Source organism: Saccharothrix stipae (assembly GCF_054781895.1).
Window position 1 is genome coordinate 517,197 of the sequence record NZ_BAAGTN010000007.1, and the last position, 15,563, is coordinate 532,759.

Below are 15,563 nucleotides of genomic sequence, written 5' to 3' on the forward strand. Positions count from 1 at the left end.
ATGCGCATCCCGTCGTCCTACCTCGTCCAGTTCCACGAGCCCGAGGGGTACCTGGACTTCGCCCGGTTCGGGCCGCCGTCCTTCGCGGTGGTCGACGCCTCGACGCGGCTCATGGAGGCGGCGGTGTCGGCCGGGCCGTCCACGGTGGACGACCTGATGCGGCAGGAGCTGCGGGCCAAGGCGGCGGTCGCCCGGCTGTGCCGCGGTGACACCGACCACGTGACGCTGCTGCCGAACACCAGCACCGGCCTGTTCCAGGCGGCGTTGGGCGTGACCGGGGAGGTGCTGGTGTCGTCGGGGGAGTTCCCGGCCAACACCTACCCGTGGGCGCGGTCGCCGTCGGTCGACGTGTCGTGGTTGCCGGCCGGTCCGGTGACGGCCGACGTGGTGCGGGCGGCGTTGACGCCGGAGACGGTGGCGCTCTCGGTGAGCGCGGTCGACTTCCGCACCGGGTACCGGGCGGACCTGGCGGCGTTGCGCGAGGTGGTCGGCGACCGGCTGCTGGTCGTGGACGGCATCCAGGGCTTCGGTGTGGTGGACGAGCCGTGGGAGGTGGCCGACGTGCTGGTGGTCGGCGGCCAGAAGTGGTTGCGGGCGGGCTGGTCGACCGGGTTCATGGTGCTGTCGGACCGGGCGCTGGGTCGGTTGGACCCGGTGCTGTCGGGGTGGACGGGCGCCGAGGACCCGGGGTTGTTCGACCACGACATCCACCCGGTCGGGGAGGGTGCGGCGGGCTGGTCGATCACCAACCTGAGCCCGATCGCGTCGGGTGCGTTGGCGACGGCGTTGGAACTGGTCGAGCTGGCCGGGGTCGAGGCCGTGCAGGCCCGGGTCGCGGCACGATCCGACGAGTTGGCCGACGTGATCCGCGCGGCCGGCGGGGAGATCGTCTCGGCGTTGGACCGTCGCGCGGGCATCCTCGCGTTCACGTTGCCCGATCGCTCGCCGTCGGTGGTCGGCGCGGCGTTGGTGGAGGCTGGGGTGACGGCGACCGTGCGGCCGGAGCACGTCCGCATTTCGCCGCACGCTTCCACCACGGATGGGACGGTTGCGCGGTTCGCGGACGCGTTGAAGGAGGTCCGCAAGCCGGTCGCCGTCGCGGCTCCCCAGCCGGCGCCGGTGGTGACGTCCGAGGTGCTCGCGGCGCTCGTGCCGACCGTGAACAGCCTGGCGGCGGCGTTGGGGTCAGGTACCGAGGTGGTGTTGCACGATCTCGGCGCGCTGCCGAACTCGATCATCGCGATCGCGGGTGACCTCACCGGCCGGAAGGTCGGCGGTCCGATGACCGACTTGCTGCTCGGCTTGGTCCGGCGGGGCACCACCCAGGACCTGGCCGGTTACGAGACCTACGCGCCGGACGGTCGGGTGATCCACTCGTCCACCGTGTTCCTGCGTGATGCCGAGGGTGTGGCGGTCGGTTGCTTGTGCGTGAACAGCGATCCCGGCCCCGACCGCCGTCCGGGCGCAGTGGCGGGGTCGGCGGTCGAGACGTTCCCCGGTGATGTCGACACCCTGCAACGGTTGCTGGTCGAACGCGCGGTGACCGCGGTCGGTGTCCCGGTGGAGTTGATGAAGAAGTCCCACAAGTCCCAGGTGGTGCGGGTGTTGGACGAGGCGGGCCTGTTCCTCATCCGCGACTCGGTCGACTACCTCGCGGGCGTGCTCGGCGTGACCCGGTACACGATCTACAACTACCTCAACGAGATCAGGGCCTGAACCGCATCCGGGTCGCGATCGTCGCTCTCGCGCTCGAACGCACCGGGCCGACAACGGTCGATTGGAATTCGACTAGCCCGATCAACTCGGCAATCTGCACCGAATGGAGGTCCGCCATACACGGGCGACTTCAGATCTTCGTACGTCCGGGTGACGCCCGTCAGGATTTACTTGCCCCGTAGTGGGATGGGCGTGCAGTATCTGCGATGCACTTGTTTCGTATTACTTCCAGGAGGGGAGATCATGTGAGATCGGAGGAAAGTGGCCACTCGGGCCGAAGACAATTCATCAGGACAGCCGGCGTGCTCGGCGTCGGGGCTGGAATCGGGCTGACGGCACCGTCGGCGGCCGGCGCCGCGGAGGTCAATCCTCTCAGCGTGGACAACGTGGGTGGTGCGACCATCCTGAACCCGGGTGGTACGGCGTCCTGGTGGTTCGACCGGGGCGGGGCGGACTTCCACGTCCAGCTCGCCGGTCCGAACATCCTGCCGCCCTTGAACGGCGCCAAGCACACGTTCTTCAACTTCGGCAAGGCGATATTCAGCAGCGGTTACGTGCAGTACTACGTGGTCATCCGCAACGATGGAACGGCCGCCGCGACGCACAACCTGGAAGCCGGTGGGGTCACATGATCATGACGATCGTCACCCAGGACGGCAAGCTCCAGGCTGCGGCGGTCGGCGACGTCCGTCCGCCTGACCAGTCAAAACCGGTCAACCTCGGCCGCCTCCGAGGTGGTCTGATGGCCGGGCCCGGCCAGATCATCCAGGTCGTCGAGGTACCCGACACCTTCTCCGCCCTCTTCGGCAACCCCGCTGAACTCACCACCCGTCTCACCGGGATTCTCGCCGAGCGCGGGTTGCTGTAGGCCGCTCCAAGAAGCAACGTGGCGTTCCCGTCGAGGTCGACGTCTCTTTGACGACCCATGCCGAATGCTGTCGGAACAGCGGCTCTGAACGGGTGTCGAGACCGTCGCAGAACGCCGATCGGACACGGCGGGGCCCGCAGGGGTGAATAGCGCCCGTCAGGGCGGTTCCGCCGGCCGTCCGGCAAGTTTCGATGGTCTTCCCTTTTGGAATCGTCCGAGTGTGATACCGGCGACGCGGGTCGGGGAGGCGAGGGGAATTCCCTCGCCTCCCCGGCTGCATTCCTGCGCGGTGGTCCGGTCCCTGGTCCGCTGCTTTCACGGGGGATTTGCGTGGCACCCGGTCCGGGTCCGGCACGGATGGGAATCGGTCTGCTCACCCCCGTACGTCGTGACCGAAAACCCGATCCTGGCGCACTCGCGCGAACCCGGCCCACGGCATTCGCGGCCTGCTCAAGGTGTTGGAATGGCGGAGCGGCGGGTGCTCGCCGGCGGCAGAGGTCGGTCGCCTTCGTGCACGGCCTCGTAGGCGGTGTCGCGGGCGGTGTTGGCTTCGTGGTCGGTGAGGGTTCGGGTGGGGTGGCGGAGGATCAGGCGCAGGAGGACGTTCTTCTGGTGTGGTTGTGCGCCGAGGCGGGTGACGGCGGTTGGTGGCAGGTCGGAGATGGGGGTCTCGCTGAGGACGGTGACTTGCTCCGCGAGGTCGCCGATGGCGGCGCGGACTTGGTCGCCGATGGTTTCCGAGTCGGCGGTCCGCGCTACCGCTACGGAGATGTCGCGGGTGATCGGTGGGTGCTTGGACACCGGGCGGTAGGGGGTGAGGTCGAGCATCTGGGCGGCTACGCGGGGGTCGTCGGAGGACAGCAGGCGGATGTCGGGGATGCCCTTGTGCAGCATCAGGAGGCGGTCCAGGCCCATGCCCAGGGCCAGGCCGTGCACGGTGTCGGGCAGCCAGGCCCGGCGCAGGACGTGGCGGGCGGCCAGGCCGCACTCGGCGACCTCCAGCCACTCGCCGTCCACCAGGACGTCCACCTGCCGGCCTTCGGTGGTGTACGGGTGGGTCGCGGGGGTCGTGCGGTACGGCAGGCCTGGTGCGGAGGCGGTGATCACGGTGTCGATCAACTCGTCCAAGTCGGCCCGGTGGTGGGAGATCCGCCACAGGTCGAGCTGGTGCGGCGTGCCCGAGTGCACCCGGTCCACCGCGTCGCGGCGGTACACCATCCCGACGCACGCGAGCACGACGTCGTCCCAGTCGTCCTGGGTACCGAGCAGCCGCAACGCGGGCGGCACCATGGCTGTCGTGTGGCTGCGCAACATGCGATCACCGCTGGTGTAACGCGTGTAACGGGCGTCGCGGGTGATGGCGTCGGGTGGGTAGCCCAACGCGGTGTAGTTGTCGTCCACCGACACCTCCGGGTGGTCGCGCAGCACGCGCGGCTCACCCGGGAGGGCGGCGAGGATGCGGTCGAGCAGCAGTTGCACGGCGTGCGGCCCGTACGCGGGGTCGCTGAGGTCACGAGGCATCGCGGGTGGTCCCTTCGAACGGTGGTGGACGTCGGCTGGAGGTGTCCCCCTAGCCGGTCCGCCACCGGGACCGCGTGAACTAGCGCACGCCGCAGGCCCCGGCGACCGGGTTTCCCGGCCGGGGGCGGCTAAATCGGCGCGTCACGTTTTCCACCCTAGCCGGTGCGTGCCGCATGATGCACGCATGTTGTCGAGCAAGGGCGAGGACTTCCGCGCGTTCTGGACCGAACGCCACCTGTGCACGCTGACCACGATCCGCCCGGACGGCACGCCGCACGTCGTGCCGGTCGGCGTCACGCTGGACGTGGCGACGGCCACCGCCCGGGTGATCACGTCGCGGAATTCGCACAAGGTCCGCCAGATCCTCGCCGCGGGCGAGCGGGGCGCACCCGCGGCCGTGTGCCAAGTGGACGGACGTCGTTGGTCGACGCTGGAGGGACGCGCCGTGGTCCGCCAGGAGCCGGAGGTGGTCGAGGACGCCGTGCGGCGCTACGCCGACCGCTACCGCACGCCCCGGCCCAACCCGGAACGCGTGGTGATCGAGATCGCCGTCACCCGCGTGCTGGGGACGGTGTGAACGTCACCGTCGTCGGCATCGGCGCCGACGGCTGGGACAGCCTGCCGCCCGCCTCGCGGCACGAGCTCGCGGCCTGCGATGTGCTGATGGGCAGCACCCGGCAGCTCGACCTGGTCCCGGGCGCCTTCGAACGGGTGCCGTGGCCGTCACCGCTGGTGCCGGCCCTGCCCGGCCTGCTGGCGCGGTACGAGGGCCGCCGGGTCGGGGTGCTGGCCAGCGGCGACCCCCTGTTCCACGGCATCGGCACCACCCTGGTGAAGCTGCTGGGCGCCGAGCGGGTCCGGGTGGTGCCGCACCCGTCGTCGGCGTCCCTGGCGTGCGCGCGGTTGGGGTGGGCGTTGGACGACGTGGACGTGGTGAGCCTGGTCGGCAAGCCCGCCGCGCTCGTCGTGCCGCACCTGCATCCCGGCCGGCGCCTGCTGGTGCTCGGTGGCGACCCCCGTGAGGTCGCCCTGCTGGCTCCGGACGCGCGGCTGACCGTGCTGGAGCAGCTCGGCGGGCCGGGGGAGCGGGTCCACCACGCGCTGGAGGACGCGGACCCGTTGCACGTGCTCGCGGTGGAGTGCGGTGCGGGCGGCGCGTCGTTGACGCCCGGTCGGCCGGACGAGTCCTACGAGCACGACGGGCAGTTGACCAAGCGGGAGGTGCGCGCGGTGACGTTGGCGCTGCTCGCCCCGCGTCCCGGTGAGCTGCTGTGGGACGTCGGCGCGGGCGCGGGCAGCGTCGCCGTCGAGTGGTGCCGCACCCACCCGCGCTGCCGGGCGATCGCCGTCGAGCGGCACCCGGAGCGCGCCGCGCGCATCTCGCGCAACGCGACGGCGCTGGGCGTGCCGGGCATCGAGGTCGTCGTCGGCTCGTCGCCCGGCGCGCTCGACCTGGAGGCGCCCGACGCGGTGTTCATCGGTGGCGGCCTCACCGTCGACGGCGTGGTCGAGCGCTGCTGGGACGCCCTGAAGCCCGGCGGGCGGCTGGTGGCCAACGCCGTCACGCTGGAGTCGGAGGCCGTGCTGACGCGGTGGCACGGCAGGCTGGGCGGCGACCTGAGCCGGATCGAGGTGAGCCGGGCGACCGCGATCGGCGGGTTCACCGGCTGGCGACCGCAGATGCCCGTGACCACGTGGGCAGTCGCCAAACAGAGCGGTGCGGAGGAGAACGCGTGACCGTCCACTTCATCGGCGCCGGACCCGGCGCGCCCGACCTGCTGACCCTGCGGGCGGCGCGGCTCATCGCCGAGTCACCGGTCTGCCTGTACGCGGGCGCGCTGGTGCCGGTCGAGGTCCTCGAACACTGCCCGCCGGGCGTCCGCCTGGTGGACACCGCGAACCTGGACCTGGACGAGATCACGACCGAGCTCGCCACCGCGCACGCGGCCGGGCGGCAGGTGGCGCGGCTGCACTCGGGCGACCCGTCGGTGTTCAGCGCGATGGCGGAGCAGATGCGCCGGCTGGACGCGCTGGGCATCCCGTACGACGTGACGCCGGGTGTGCCCGCCTTCGCCGCCGCCGCGGCCGCGCTGAACCGCGAGCTGACCGTTCCGGGGGTGGGGCAGACGGTCATCCTGACCCGCACGGCGGCCCGCGCCACGCCCATGCCGCCGGGGGAGGACCTGGCGACCCTGGGGCGTTCCGGGGCCACCCTGGTGCTGCACCTGGCCGTGCAGCGGATCGCGGAGGTGGTCGCGGACCTGCTGCCGGACTACGGCGCGGACTGCCCGGTCGCGGTGGTCGCCCGCGCGAGCCGTGACGACGAGTTGGTGCTGCGCGGCACCCTCGCCGACATCGCCGACCAGGTGCAGGTCGCAGGCGTGAAGCGGACCGCCGTCATCGTGGTGGGCAAGGTCCTGGCCGCCGAGGGCTTCCCGGACAGCCACCTCTACTCGACCACCCGCAGCCGCTCGTGACGGTGTCAGGCCCGGCCGACGACGGTGCCCGCGCGGTCGATCACGATCACGTCCACGGTGACGGGAGCGCCGCGCAGCACGTCGTCCGCGGTCGCCTTGGCGCGGACGGCCACCAGGTCGCCCAGCGGCACGCCGGCCGCCTGGCACACCTGCAAGGCACCCAGTGCGGTGTTGGCCTCGGTGATCGCCGACGCCACGGCGGGGTCGTCCACCAGGGACGCCAGGAAACCCAGGTCGACCTGCGAACGTCCGGAGTGCAGGTCCAGGTGCCCGTCGGCGAGCTTGGACAGCTTGCCGATCCCGCCCGCGACGGTCAGCCGGGGCACGGGGTGGCGGCGCAGGTACTTCAGCACGGCCCCGGCGAAGTCGCCCATGTCCAGCAACGCGTCCTCGGGCAGCCCGTGCACCGCCGCCGCGACCTTCTCCGACGTGCTCCCGGTGCACCCGGCCACGTGCCGGTAGCCCTGCGCACGCGCCACGTCGATCCCGCGCCGGATGCTGTCGATCCACGCCGAGCACGAGTACGGCACCACGATCCCCGTCGTGCCGAGGATCGACAGCCCGCCCAGGATCCCCAACCGGGGGTTCCAGGTCTTGCGGGCCAACTCCGCGCCGTGCTCGACCGAGATCGACACGACCACGTCGCCGCTGCCGCCGTGCTCAGCGGCGACCCGCGCGATGTGCTCACGCATCATCTGCCGCGGCACGGGGTTGATCGCGGGTTCGCCCACCTGCAGCGGCAGACCGGGTTTGGTCACCGTGCCGACGCCGGGACCGGCCTCGAACACCACCCCGCTGCCCGGCGCACCGTGCCGGACGGTGGACCCGACCAACGCGCCGTGCGTGACGTCAGGGTCGTCGCCCGCGTCCTTCACGATCGCGGCGAACGCCCGGTCCTCCGACAGCGATTCACGGGCCAGCGCGAACGACGGTGTCTGACCCTTCGGCAGCACGATCCGCACCGGGTCGGGGAACTCACCGGTGAGCAGCGCCGTGTACGCCGCCGTGGTGGCGGCGGTGGCGCAGGCACCGGTGGTCCAGCCGAAGCGCAGGTTCGTGCTCACGACGACAGGATGCAACAGCCGTGAAGACCGTGCTGGTACTGGGTGGCACGGGCGAGGCGCGCGAACTGGCCGCCGCGCTCACCGGCCTCCGGGTGATCTCGTCGCTGGCCGGCCGGGTGGCCGAGCCGAAGCTGCCCGAGGGCGAGGTCCGCATCGGCGGGTTCGGCGGCGCGGAGGGGCTCGTGGCCTACCTCAGAGCCGAGCACGTCGACGCGGTCGTGGACGCCACGCACCCGTTCGCCGACCGCATCACCGCGAACGCCCTCGCCGCCACCACCGCGACCGGCACCCCGTTCCTCGTCCTGCGCCGTCCCGGCTGGCCACCCGAGGAAACCTGGCGGTACGTGGACACCGTCGCGGAAGCCGCCGAACTCGTGGCCGGGCGCCGGGCGTTCATCACCACCGGACGCCGCGAACTGGCCGCGTTCACCGGCGGTGTCGCGCGCACGGTCGACCCGCCCGATCCGCCGAACCCCCGGCTGGAACTCCTGCTCGACCGGGGGCCGTACACAGTGGATGGTGAACTCGCGCTGCTGCGGGAACACCGGATCGAAGTGCTCGTCACCAAGGACAGCGGTGGCCCGATGACGGCGGCGAAGCTGACCGCCGCACGTCACCTCGGCCTCCCGGTCGTGGTCGTGCGCCGACCACCGCCGCCGGACGCGCCGCTGGTGGAGACGGTGGCCGAGGCGGTCGACTGGCTCACCCGGGGTAGCGGCGCGGGGTGAACACGGTGCCGCGCGCACTGACGGTGGTCTGGGACGAGCCGACCAGCAGCAGGCACCGCATGTCCACGGCGGACGCGTCCAGGTCGGCCAACCGCACCACCCGGACGGACTCCTCCGGCCCGCCGACATCACGCCCGACGACCACCGGCGTGTCCGGGGAGCGGTGGCGCAGCAGCAGGTCACGCGCCTTGTCCACCTGCCACGTGCGGCTGCGCGAGGCCGGGTTGTAGATCGCCAGCACCAGATCGGCCGCGGCCGCCGCCGCCAACCGCTCCTCGATCACCTCCCACGGCTTGAGCCGGTCCGACAGCGACACCACGCAGTAGTCGTGCCCCAACGGCGCGCCGACCCGGCTGGCCACCGCGTGCGCGGCGGTCAACCCCGGCAGCACCCGCACCGGCACGTCCGCGAACTGCTCCTCGGTCGCCACCTCCAGCACCGCGCTGGCCATCGCGAACACGCCCGGGTCGCCGGACGACACCACCGCGACCCGCCGCCCGCGCTTGGCCAGGTCCAGCGCGAACGCGGCCCGTTCCGCCTCGACCTTGTTGTCCGAGGCGTGCCGCCGCTGCCGCGGGTTGACCGGCACCCGGTTCAGGTAGGTCACGTACCCCACCAGGTCGTCCGCCTCCGCCAAGGCCCGACGGGCCTGCGGCGTCAACCACTCCGGCCCGGCCGGACCGAGACCGACCACCACGACCCGGCCCTCGCCGTCCGAACGCGCGGGAGCGGGCTTGCTCGGCAACAACGCCAACGAGAAGTACGGCACGCCGTCGGCGTCCACTTCGGACAGCGGCGCGGTCCGCTGCGCCCCGGTCGTGGCCCGCTCCACGTACCAGGCCTCGTCCAACCGCCCCGCCCGCGCCAGCGCCTCGCGCACCTGCGGGAACGTCCGGCCCAACTTCATGATCGCCACGGGGTCGCCGCCGGCCAGGTGCTCCACCAGCGCGTCCGCGGACAACGTGCCCGGCAGCACGGTCAGCACCTCGTCGCGCTCCACCAGCGGTCGCCCGATCACCGCCGCGCCCGCGCTCACCGACGTCACCCCGGGCACGACCTCGGCCTCGTACCGGTGCGCCAACCGCTTGTGCAGGTGCATGTAGGAGCCGTAGAAGAACGGGTCGCCCGCCGCCAGCACCACGACCGTGCGGCCCGCGTCCAGGTGCGCGGCCAAGCGTGCCGCGCACTCCTCGTAGAACGCGTCGATCTCGCCCTGGTAGTCGTCGGAGTCCTCGGTCGTGACGGGGTAGACCAGCTGCTCCTCGACCTGACCGTCCCGCAGGTACGGCGCGGCGATCCGGCGCGCCACGCTCCGCCCGTGCCGCGCGCTGTGGAACACGACCACGTCCGCCTCGCCGATCAGCCGCGCCGCCTTGACGGTCACCAGCTCCGGGTCGCCCGGACCCACCCCGACCCCGTACAGCTTGCCCGTCATTCTTCCTCACTCGCGATCGCGTTGAGCGCCGCCGCGGTCATGGCGCTGCCGCCCCGACGACCGCGCACGACCAGGTACTCCAGCCCCAAGTCGTTGTCCGCCAACGCATCCTTGGACTCGGCCGCGCCGATGAACCCGACGGGCACGCCGAGCACGGCCGCCGGCCGGGGCGCGCCGGCCGCGATCATGTCCAGCAGGTGGAACAACGCGGTCGGCGCGTTGCCGATGGCCACCACCGCGCCGTCCAGCCGGTCGCGCCACAGCTCCAACGCCGCCGCGCTGCGCGTGTTGCCCAGCTCCGCCGCCAACCCCGGCACGCGCGGGTCGCCCAACGTGCACACGACCTCGTTGTCGGCGGGCAGCCGACGGCGCGTGACCCCCGCCGCGACCATCTGCGCGTCGCAGAGGATCGGCGCCCCCGCCAGCAGCGCGGCCCGCGCGTCACGCACCACGTGCGGCGAGAAGTCGACGTCCGGGACCAGGTCGACCATCCCGCAGGCGTGGATCATCCGCACCACCACCCGGGACACGTCGGACGGGAACCGCGCCAGGTCTGCCTCGGCGCGGATGGTGGCGAAGGAACGGCGGTAGATCTCCGCGCCGTCCTTGACGTAGCTGGTCACCTGATCTCCTCGTACCCGTCGCCGGTCGCGACGAACTCCACCACGTCACCCGCCGGCCGACCGCACCGGCGGGCGCAACCGGACCAGTGCGCGCGACCCGGCGCGGTCCGGGTGTCGACCCACCGGGTGGCGTCGGCCCGCACGTCGGCCAACGACTTCGCGCACCCCGGCCGCCCGGTGCACGCGCTCACCCCGTGCCACCGCGAGTCCGGCGACGTGAACAGGCCGCTGGTATCGCTCCCGGCGGGCAGCACCACGCTCCGCCACGGCGTGAGCCGCACCGGCACGCCGGCGAGCAGCCGCGCGTCCCAACGCCCCAACGGCACGCCCGCCACGATCACCGAACCGTGCACGCCCGGTGCGACGGGCATCACAGTCGGCTCGACCCGGGCGTCACCCGGAACGCCCAGCGCCTCGGTGATCTTCCGCACACCGCCGTCCACTTCGGACAGCCGCCAGGCGTCGCCGCGGATCTCGCCGAACAGGCGTGCGGCGGTCACCACGGCGTCCACTGGATCGGTCACGCGGAGCCCGCAATCCCGTCCTGCCAGGAACAACGCGTCGCCGACGAGCCCGATGTCGCCCGACAGGCCGCTCACCGCGCCACCCACCGTGACCAGGAAACGCCCTGGCAGGGACGCCAGCCCGGGCACCGCGCGCAACGCCGCGTCGATCGCGTCGACCAACGCCTGGTTGTCCTCCAACGGCGCGGCGACGATGTTGCGCATCCGCTCGTGGGTCAGCGAGGGCAGCAGGCCGACGTCGCGCAGCCGGGCGCCCAGCTCGTGCTCCGCCCCTGGCGCCAAGCCCCTGATCTGCACGTTCGCCCGCGAGGTCAGCTCCAGGAACCCGTCACCGAGTTCGAGGGCGGCGGTCCGCAGCACGTCGACCTGCGCCGCGCTCACCGTGCCACCGGGCACCCGGACCCGGGCCAACCCGCCGTCGGCGGCCCGGTGCACGTCGACGGCGCCGGGGCAGGCGTCCGGGTGGGTTCGGCCTGCCGACGTGTTGGCCGTCGCGGAGGGCGCATGGGGTGCCGTGGGCATGGACTGGATGCTAACTGCCGTTAGGGTGACCTCCGAACGGCGAAGCAGCAGGAGGAAGCCGGTGTGAATCCGGCGCGGTCCCGCCACTGTGACCGGGCACGTCCCGGGAGTCAGGAACTCCGCTCGCCGTCCCCCACGACCGGGGCGAGGACCCCCGAGGGATGGAGCCCGCACGTGATCCTGCTGTTGTCGACCTCCGACACGGACCTGCTGTCCGCCCGTGCCAGTGGCGCGGACTACCGCCTGGCCAACCCGGCCCGCACCGCCGCGGACGACCTCACGGCGCTGGTGGAGGGCGTCGACCTGGTGGTCGTGCGCATCCTCGGCGGTCGCCGGATGTGGGAGGAGGGCCTCGACCGGTTGCTCGCCTCGGGTCTGCCGGTGGTGGTGCTGGGCGGTGAGCAGAACCCCGACGCGCCGCTGATGGAGCTGTCGACCGTGCCGGGCGGTGTGTGCGCGGAGGCGCACGCGTACCTGGCGCACGGCGGCGCGGCGAACCTCCTCCAGCTGCACCACTTCCTGTCCGACACCGTGCTGCTCACCGGTCACGGCTTCGCGCCGCCCGAGCCGACGCCCACCTGGGGCCTGCTGGAGCGGGAGCAGGCAGGCGAAGGGCCGACCATCGCGGTCCTGTACTACCGGGCCCACCACGTGGCCGGCAACACGGCGTTCGTGCACGCGTTGTGCGACGCGATCGTGGCCAAGGGCGGCCGCCCGCTGCCGGTCTACTGCGCCTCGCTGCGCGCGGCGGACCCGGAACTGCTGGCCGAACTCGGCCGGGCGGACGCGCTGGTGGTCACCGTGCTGGCGGCGGGCGGCACCAAGCCCGCCACCGCGGCCGCCGGTGGCGACGACGACGCGTGGGACGTGGGCGCGCTGGCGGCCCTGGACGTCCCGATCCTCCAGGCCCTGTGCCTGACCGGCAGCCGTGCCGCGTGGGACGAGAACGACGACGGACTGTCCCCTTTGGACACCGCGACCCAGGTGGCGATCCCGGAGTTCGACGGCCGGATCATCACCGTGCCGTTCTCGTTCAAGGAGGTCGACGAGGACGGCCTCACCGTCTACGTCGCCGACGAGGAGCGGGCCTCGCGGGTCGCGGGCATCGCGGTCCGCCACGGCAGGCTGCGGCACATCCCGCCGGCCGAACGACGGATCGCGGTGATGCTCTCGGCGTACCCGACCAAGCACTCCCGCATCGGCAACGCGGTCGGGCTGGACACGCCGGCCAGCGTGGTCCGGTTGCTCACCGCGATGGAGGGCCACGGCTACGACATCGGCGACGAGCTGCCCGGGGTGGCGGACCTCGACGGCGACGCGTTGATCCACGCCCTCATCGCGGCCGGCGGCCAGGACGCCGACTGGTTGACCGAGGAGCAGCTCCAGGGCAACCCGGTCCGGCTCCCCGCCGCCCGCTATCGGGAGTGGTACGCGACGCTCCCGGCGGACACCCGGCGGGAGATGGAGCAGCACTGGGGCGAAGCTCCCGGTGAGCTGTTCGTGGACCGGTCGAAGGACTCCGACGGCGAGATCGTCCTGGCCGCCCTGCGCTCGGGCAACGTCGTGGTCATGGTCCAGCCGCCGCGCGGCTTCGGCGAGAACCCGATCGCCATCTACCACGACCCCGACCTGCCGCCCAGCCACCACTACCTGGCCGCCTACCGCTGGCTGGAGGACGAGTTCGGCGCCGACGCCGTGGTGCACGTCGGCAAGCACGGCAACCTGGAGTGGCTGCCCGGCAAGACCGTCGGCATGTCGGCGGGCTGCGGCCCGGACGCCGCCCTGGGCGACCTGCCGCTGATCTACCCGTTCCTGGTCAACGACCCGGGCGAGGGCACCCAGGCCAAGCGGCGGGCGCACGCCACCCTGGTTGACCACCTGGTGCCGCCGATGGCCAGGGCCGACAGCTACGGCGACATCGCCCGGCTGGAGCAGCTGCTGGACGAGCACGGCAACATCGCCGCCATGGACCCGGCCAAGCTGCCGGCCATCCGGGCGCAGATCTGGACCCTCATCCAGGCCGCGAAGCTCGACCACGACCTCGGCTTGGACGACCGGCCGCACGACGCCGAGTTCGACGAGCTGATCCTGCACGTCGACGGCTGGTTGTGCGAGGTCAAGGACGTCCAGATCCGCGACGGCCTGCACGTCCTGGGCGCGGCGCCCACCGGCGAGACCAGGGTCAACCTCGTGCTGTCGATCCTGCAGGCCAAGCAGATGTGGGCGGGCCAGGTCGCGGCGCTGCCCGGCCTGCGCGAGGCGCTCGGCCTGGCGGAAAGCGCCAACGACCGGACCGCCACCGACCGCGTCGAACACCAGGCCCGCGCGCTCGTCCAAGCCATGGAAGACGCCAATTGGGATGTGAACGCGGCCCGGACCCTCACCGACGTCGAGGACGTCGCGCGGGTCCTGGAGTTCGCCGCGCTGGAGGTCGTGCCCCGGCTGGCGCGCACCACGGACGAGCTGACCAACGTCCTGCACGCCCTCGACGGCGGCTACGTCCCGGCCGGTCCGAGCGGCTCGCCGCTGCGCGGCCTGGTCAACGTGCTGCCGACGGGCCGCAACTTCTACTCGGTCGACCCCAAGGCGGTGCCGTCCCGGCTGGCCTGGGAGACCGGCCAGGCCATGGCCGACTCGCTGCTGGAGCGCTACCGGTCGGAGACGGGGGAGTGGCCGCCGTCGGTCGGCCTGTCGGTCTGGGGCACCAGCGCCATGCGCACGGCCGGTGACGACGTCGCCGAGGTGCTCGCCCTGCTGGGCGTGCGGCCCCGGTGGGACGACCAGTCCCGGCGGGTCGTCGGTCTTGAGGTGATCCCCCTCGCCGAGCTGAACCGCCCCCGAATCGACGTCACGGTGCGCATCAGCGGCTTCTTCCGCGACGCATTCCCGCACGTGGTGGCACTGCTCGATGACGCGGTGCGACTAGTGGCGAACCTGGACGAGTCGGCCGCGGACAACTACGTCCGCGCGCACGCCCAAGCCGATCTCGCGCAGCACAACGACCCGCGAAGGTCGACAATGCGCATCTTCGGTAGCAAACCGGGCGCATACGGCGCCGGCCTGCTGCCGCTCATCGACAGCCGGAACTGGCGGGACGACGCCGATCTTGCCGAGGTGTACGCGGTGTGGGGCGGCTACGCCTACGGCCGTGAACTCGACGGGGTCGAAGCGCGGCCGGCCATGGAGAGCGCCTACAAGCGCATCGCGGTCGCGGCGAAGAACATCGACACCCGCGAACACGACATCGCCGATTCCGACGACTACTTCCAGTACCACGGCGGAATGATCGCCACCGTCCGCGCGCTGACCGGTAAAGCGCCCGCCGCTTATGTCGGCGACAGCACGCGACCCGACGCGGTGCGGACCAGAACCCTGCACGAGGAGACGAACCGGATCTTCCGCGCCCGAGTGGTGAACCCGCGGTGGTTGGCCGCAATGCGCAAGCACGGTTATAAGGGCGCGTTCGAACTCGCCGCGACGGTGGATTACCTGTTCGGCTACGACGCCACCACCGGTGTGGTCGCGGACTGGATGTACGAGCAGCTCGCGGCCAGCTACGTGCTGGACCCGGTGAACCGCGAGTTCCTGGCGCGGTCGAACCCGTGGGCGCTGCACGGCATCTCCGAACGGCTCCTGGAGGCGGCGAACCGGGGTATGTGGGAGCACCCGGAGCCGGCGACGCTGGAAGCGCTCCAGGCGGCGTACCTGGAATCCGAAGGCGATCTCGAAGACGGCCGTTGAGCCGGAAATAGGGGTACCCCTAAATTCCGACGTCCCGTTGTCGGCGGATGAGGGCGCCGTCGACAACGGGTATCACTTCCCGGTCCTGAATGGACGCCCGGCCGCGCGCCGGCGGGTCGACCGCGGTGAGTCGACCCGCCCTCGCGCGCCACCCGGCGGGCCGACTCGCGCCACCGACCGCACGACTCGGCGTGCCCCGGCGCGCGACTCGCGCGGCAGTGGTGGGCGACTACCGCGCACATCCGGTGCAGACTGGTGGCGGGTGAGTGGGGGACACGACTGGTGAATTCTTCCGGGCCATCGGCCCGGGGATGAACCGAGCGTGTCCGACCGGTCTACGAACA

13 protein-coding genes and 1 riboswitch are annotated in these 15,563 nt (G+C 72.2%); of the genes, 8 read left to right on the forward strand and 5 right to left on the reverse strand.

What is annotated here, in order from left to right:
• The 3 genes from ACYVLT_RS15100 (at position 1) to ACYVLT_RS15110 (ending at position 2,584) form a co-directional block, all read left to right on the forward strand.
• Positions 1-1,716 (forward strand): aminotransferase class V-fold PLP-dependent enzyme, encoded by a 1,716-nt coding sequence (locus tag ACYVLT_RS15100; RefSeq protein ID WP_461121127.1) that lies wholly within the window; start codon positions 1-3, stop codon positions 1,714-1,716.
• 302 nt (positions 1,717-2,018) lie between these two features.
• The gene (locus tag ACYVLT_RS15105) at positions 2,019-2,348 is read left to right on the forward strand and encodes a hypothetical protein (protein WP_461120801.1); all 330 of its coding nucleotides are present in this window, start codon (positions 2,019-2,021) and stop codon (positions 2,346-2,348) included.
• Positions 2,345-2,584 carry a hypothetical protein gene (locus ACYVLT_RS15110; protein WP_461120802.1) on the forward strand — a complete coding sequence of 80 codons (240 nt, stop codon included), beginning with the start codon at positions 2,345-2,347 and terminating at the stop codon, positions 2,582-2,584. The genes ACYVLT_RS15105 and ACYVLT_RS15110 overlap by 4 nt, the downstream gene beginning before the upstream one ends.
• A 450-nt stretch (positions 2,585-3,034) precedes the next feature.
• Here the strand turns inward: ACYVLT_RS15110 and srmL are convergent, their stop codons facing one another.
• Positions 3,035-4,105, reverse strand: coding sequence for a PheS-related mystery ligase SrmL (gene srmL, locus ACYVLT_RS15115; protein ID WP_461120803.1), 1,071 nt, complete (start codon positions 4,103-4,105; stop codon positions 3,035-3,037).
• Between the two features lie 184 nt (positions 4,106-4,289).
• On the opposite strand from srmL, the gene ACYVLT_RS15120 reads away from it, so the two are divergent.
• From ACYVLT_RS15120 to cobM, 3 genes are read left to right on the forward strand one after another with little or no spacing between them, the layout of a single operon-like run.
• Positions 4,290-4,682: a pyridoxamine 5'-phosphate oxidase family protein gene (locus ACYVLT_RS15120; RefSeq protein ID WP_461120804.1), complete on the forward strand. Its 393-nt coding sequence runs from the start codon at positions 4,290-4,292 to the stop codon at positions 4,680-4,682.
• Complete coding sequence (cbiE, locus tag ACYVLT_RS15125; RefSeq protein WP_461120805.1) at positions 4,679-5,842, forward strand: precorrin-6y C5,15-methyltransferase (decarboxylating) subunit CbiE; 1,164 nt, start codon at positions 4,679-4,681, stop codon at positions 5,840-5,842. The genes ACYVLT_RS15120 and cbiE overlap by 4 nt, the downstream gene beginning before the upstream one ends.
• Positions 5,839-6,582 (forward strand): precorrin-4 C(11)-methyltransferase, encoded by a 744-nt coding sequence (gene cobM, locus ACYVLT_RS15130; RefSeq protein ID WP_461120806.1) that lies wholly within the window; start codon positions 5,839-5,841, stop codon positions 6,580-6,582. The genes cbiE and cobM overlap by 4 nt, the downstream gene beginning before the upstream one ends.
• Positions 6,583-6,587: 5 nt before the next feature.
• On the opposite strand, the gene ACYVLT_RS15135 is transcribed toward cobM, so the two are convergent.
• Positions 6,588-7,646, reverse strand: a complete 1,059-nt coding sequence (locus ACYVLT_RS15135; RefSeq protein WP_461120807.1) for a cobalt-precorrin-5B (C(1))-methyltransferase — start codon at positions 7,644-7,646, stop codon at positions 6,588-6,590.
• Between the two features lie 20 nt (positions 7,647-7,666).
• Here ACYVLT_RS15135 and ACYVLT_RS15140 point away from each other — a divergent pair, with 20 nt between their 5' ends.
• The gene (locus ACYVLT_RS15140; RefSeq protein WP_461120808.1) at positions 7,667-8,374 is read left to right on the forward strand and encodes a cobalt-precorrin-6A reductase; all 708 of its coding nucleotides are present in this window, start codon (positions 7,667-7,669) and stop codon (positions 8,372-8,374) included.
• Here the strand turns inward: ACYVLT_RS15140 and ACYVLT_RS15145 are convergent.
• Genes ACYVLT_RS15145 through ACYVLT_RS15155 form a run of 3 tightly spaced genes read right to left on the reverse strand, consistent with a single transcriptional unit; the run spans position 8,349 to position 11,478 of the window.
• Positions 8,349-9,809: a precorrin-2 C(20)-methyltransferase gene (locus tag ACYVLT_RS15145; protein WP_461120809.1), complete on the reverse strand. Its 1,461-nt coding sequence runs from the start codon at positions 9,807-9,809 to the stop codon at positions 8,349-8,351. The two genes, ACYVLT_RS15140 and ACYVLT_RS15145, sit on opposite strands and share 26 nt — an antisense overlap.
• Positions 9,806-10,432 (reverse strand): precorrin-8X methylmutase, encoded by a 627-nt coding sequence (locus tag ACYVLT_RS15150; RefSeq protein WP_461120810.1) that lies wholly within the window; start codon positions 10,430-10,432, stop codon positions 9,806-9,808. Before ACYVLT_RS15150 ends, ACYVLT_RS15145 begins: the two co-directional genes overlap by 4 nt.
• Complete coding sequence (locus ACYVLT_RS15155; RefSeq protein ID WP_461120811.1) at positions 10,429-11,478, reverse strand: hypothetical protein; 1,050 nt, start codon at positions 11,476-11,478, stop codon at positions 10,429-10,431. The genes ACYVLT_RS15150 and ACYVLT_RS15155 overlap by 4 nt, the downstream gene beginning before the upstream one ends.
• 11 nt (positions 11,479-11,489) lie before the next feature.
• Positions 11,490-11,618, forward strand: a riboswitch (cobalamin riboswitch).
• Between the two features lie 34 nt (positions 11,619-11,652).
• On the opposite strand from ACYVLT_RS15155, the gene cobN reads away from it, so the two are divergent.
• A complete protein-coding gene (cobN, locus tag ACYVLT_RS15160) occupies positions 11,653-15,219 on the forward strand; it encodes a cobaltochelatase subunit CobN (RefSeq protein WP_461120812.1) in 3,567 nt (1,188 codons plus the stop codon).
• Positions 15,220-15,563 lie beyond the last annotated feature (344 nt).

Excerpts from the sequence above, each read along its gene's own strand:
- ACYVLT_RS15110 (WP_461120802.1), top strand. The coding sequence starts at position 2,345 with ATGATCATGACGATCGTCACCCAGGACGGCAAGCTCCAGGCTGCGGCG.
- ACYVLT_RS15155 (WP_461120811.1), bottom strand. The coding sequence starts at position 11,478 with ATGCCCACGGCACCCCATGCGCCCTCCGCGACGGCCAACACGTCGGCA.
- ACYVLT_RS15145 (WP_461120809.1), bottom strand. The coding sequence starts at position 9,809 with ATGACGGGCAAGCTGTACGGGGTCGGGGTGGGTCCGGGCGACCCGGAG.
- ACYVLT_RS15100 (WP_461121127.1), top strand. The coding sequence starts at position 1 with ATGCGCATCCCGTCGTCCTACCTCGTCCAGTTCCACGAGCCCGAGGGG.
- srmL (WP_461120803.1), bottom strand. The coding sequence starts at position 4,105 with ATGCCTCGTGACCTCAGCGACCCCGCGTACGGGCCGCACGCCGTGCAA.
- ACYVLT_RS15120 (WP_461120804.1), top strand. The coding sequence starts at position 4,290 with ATGTTGTCGAGCAAGGGCGAGGACTTCCGCGCGTTCTGGACCGAACGC.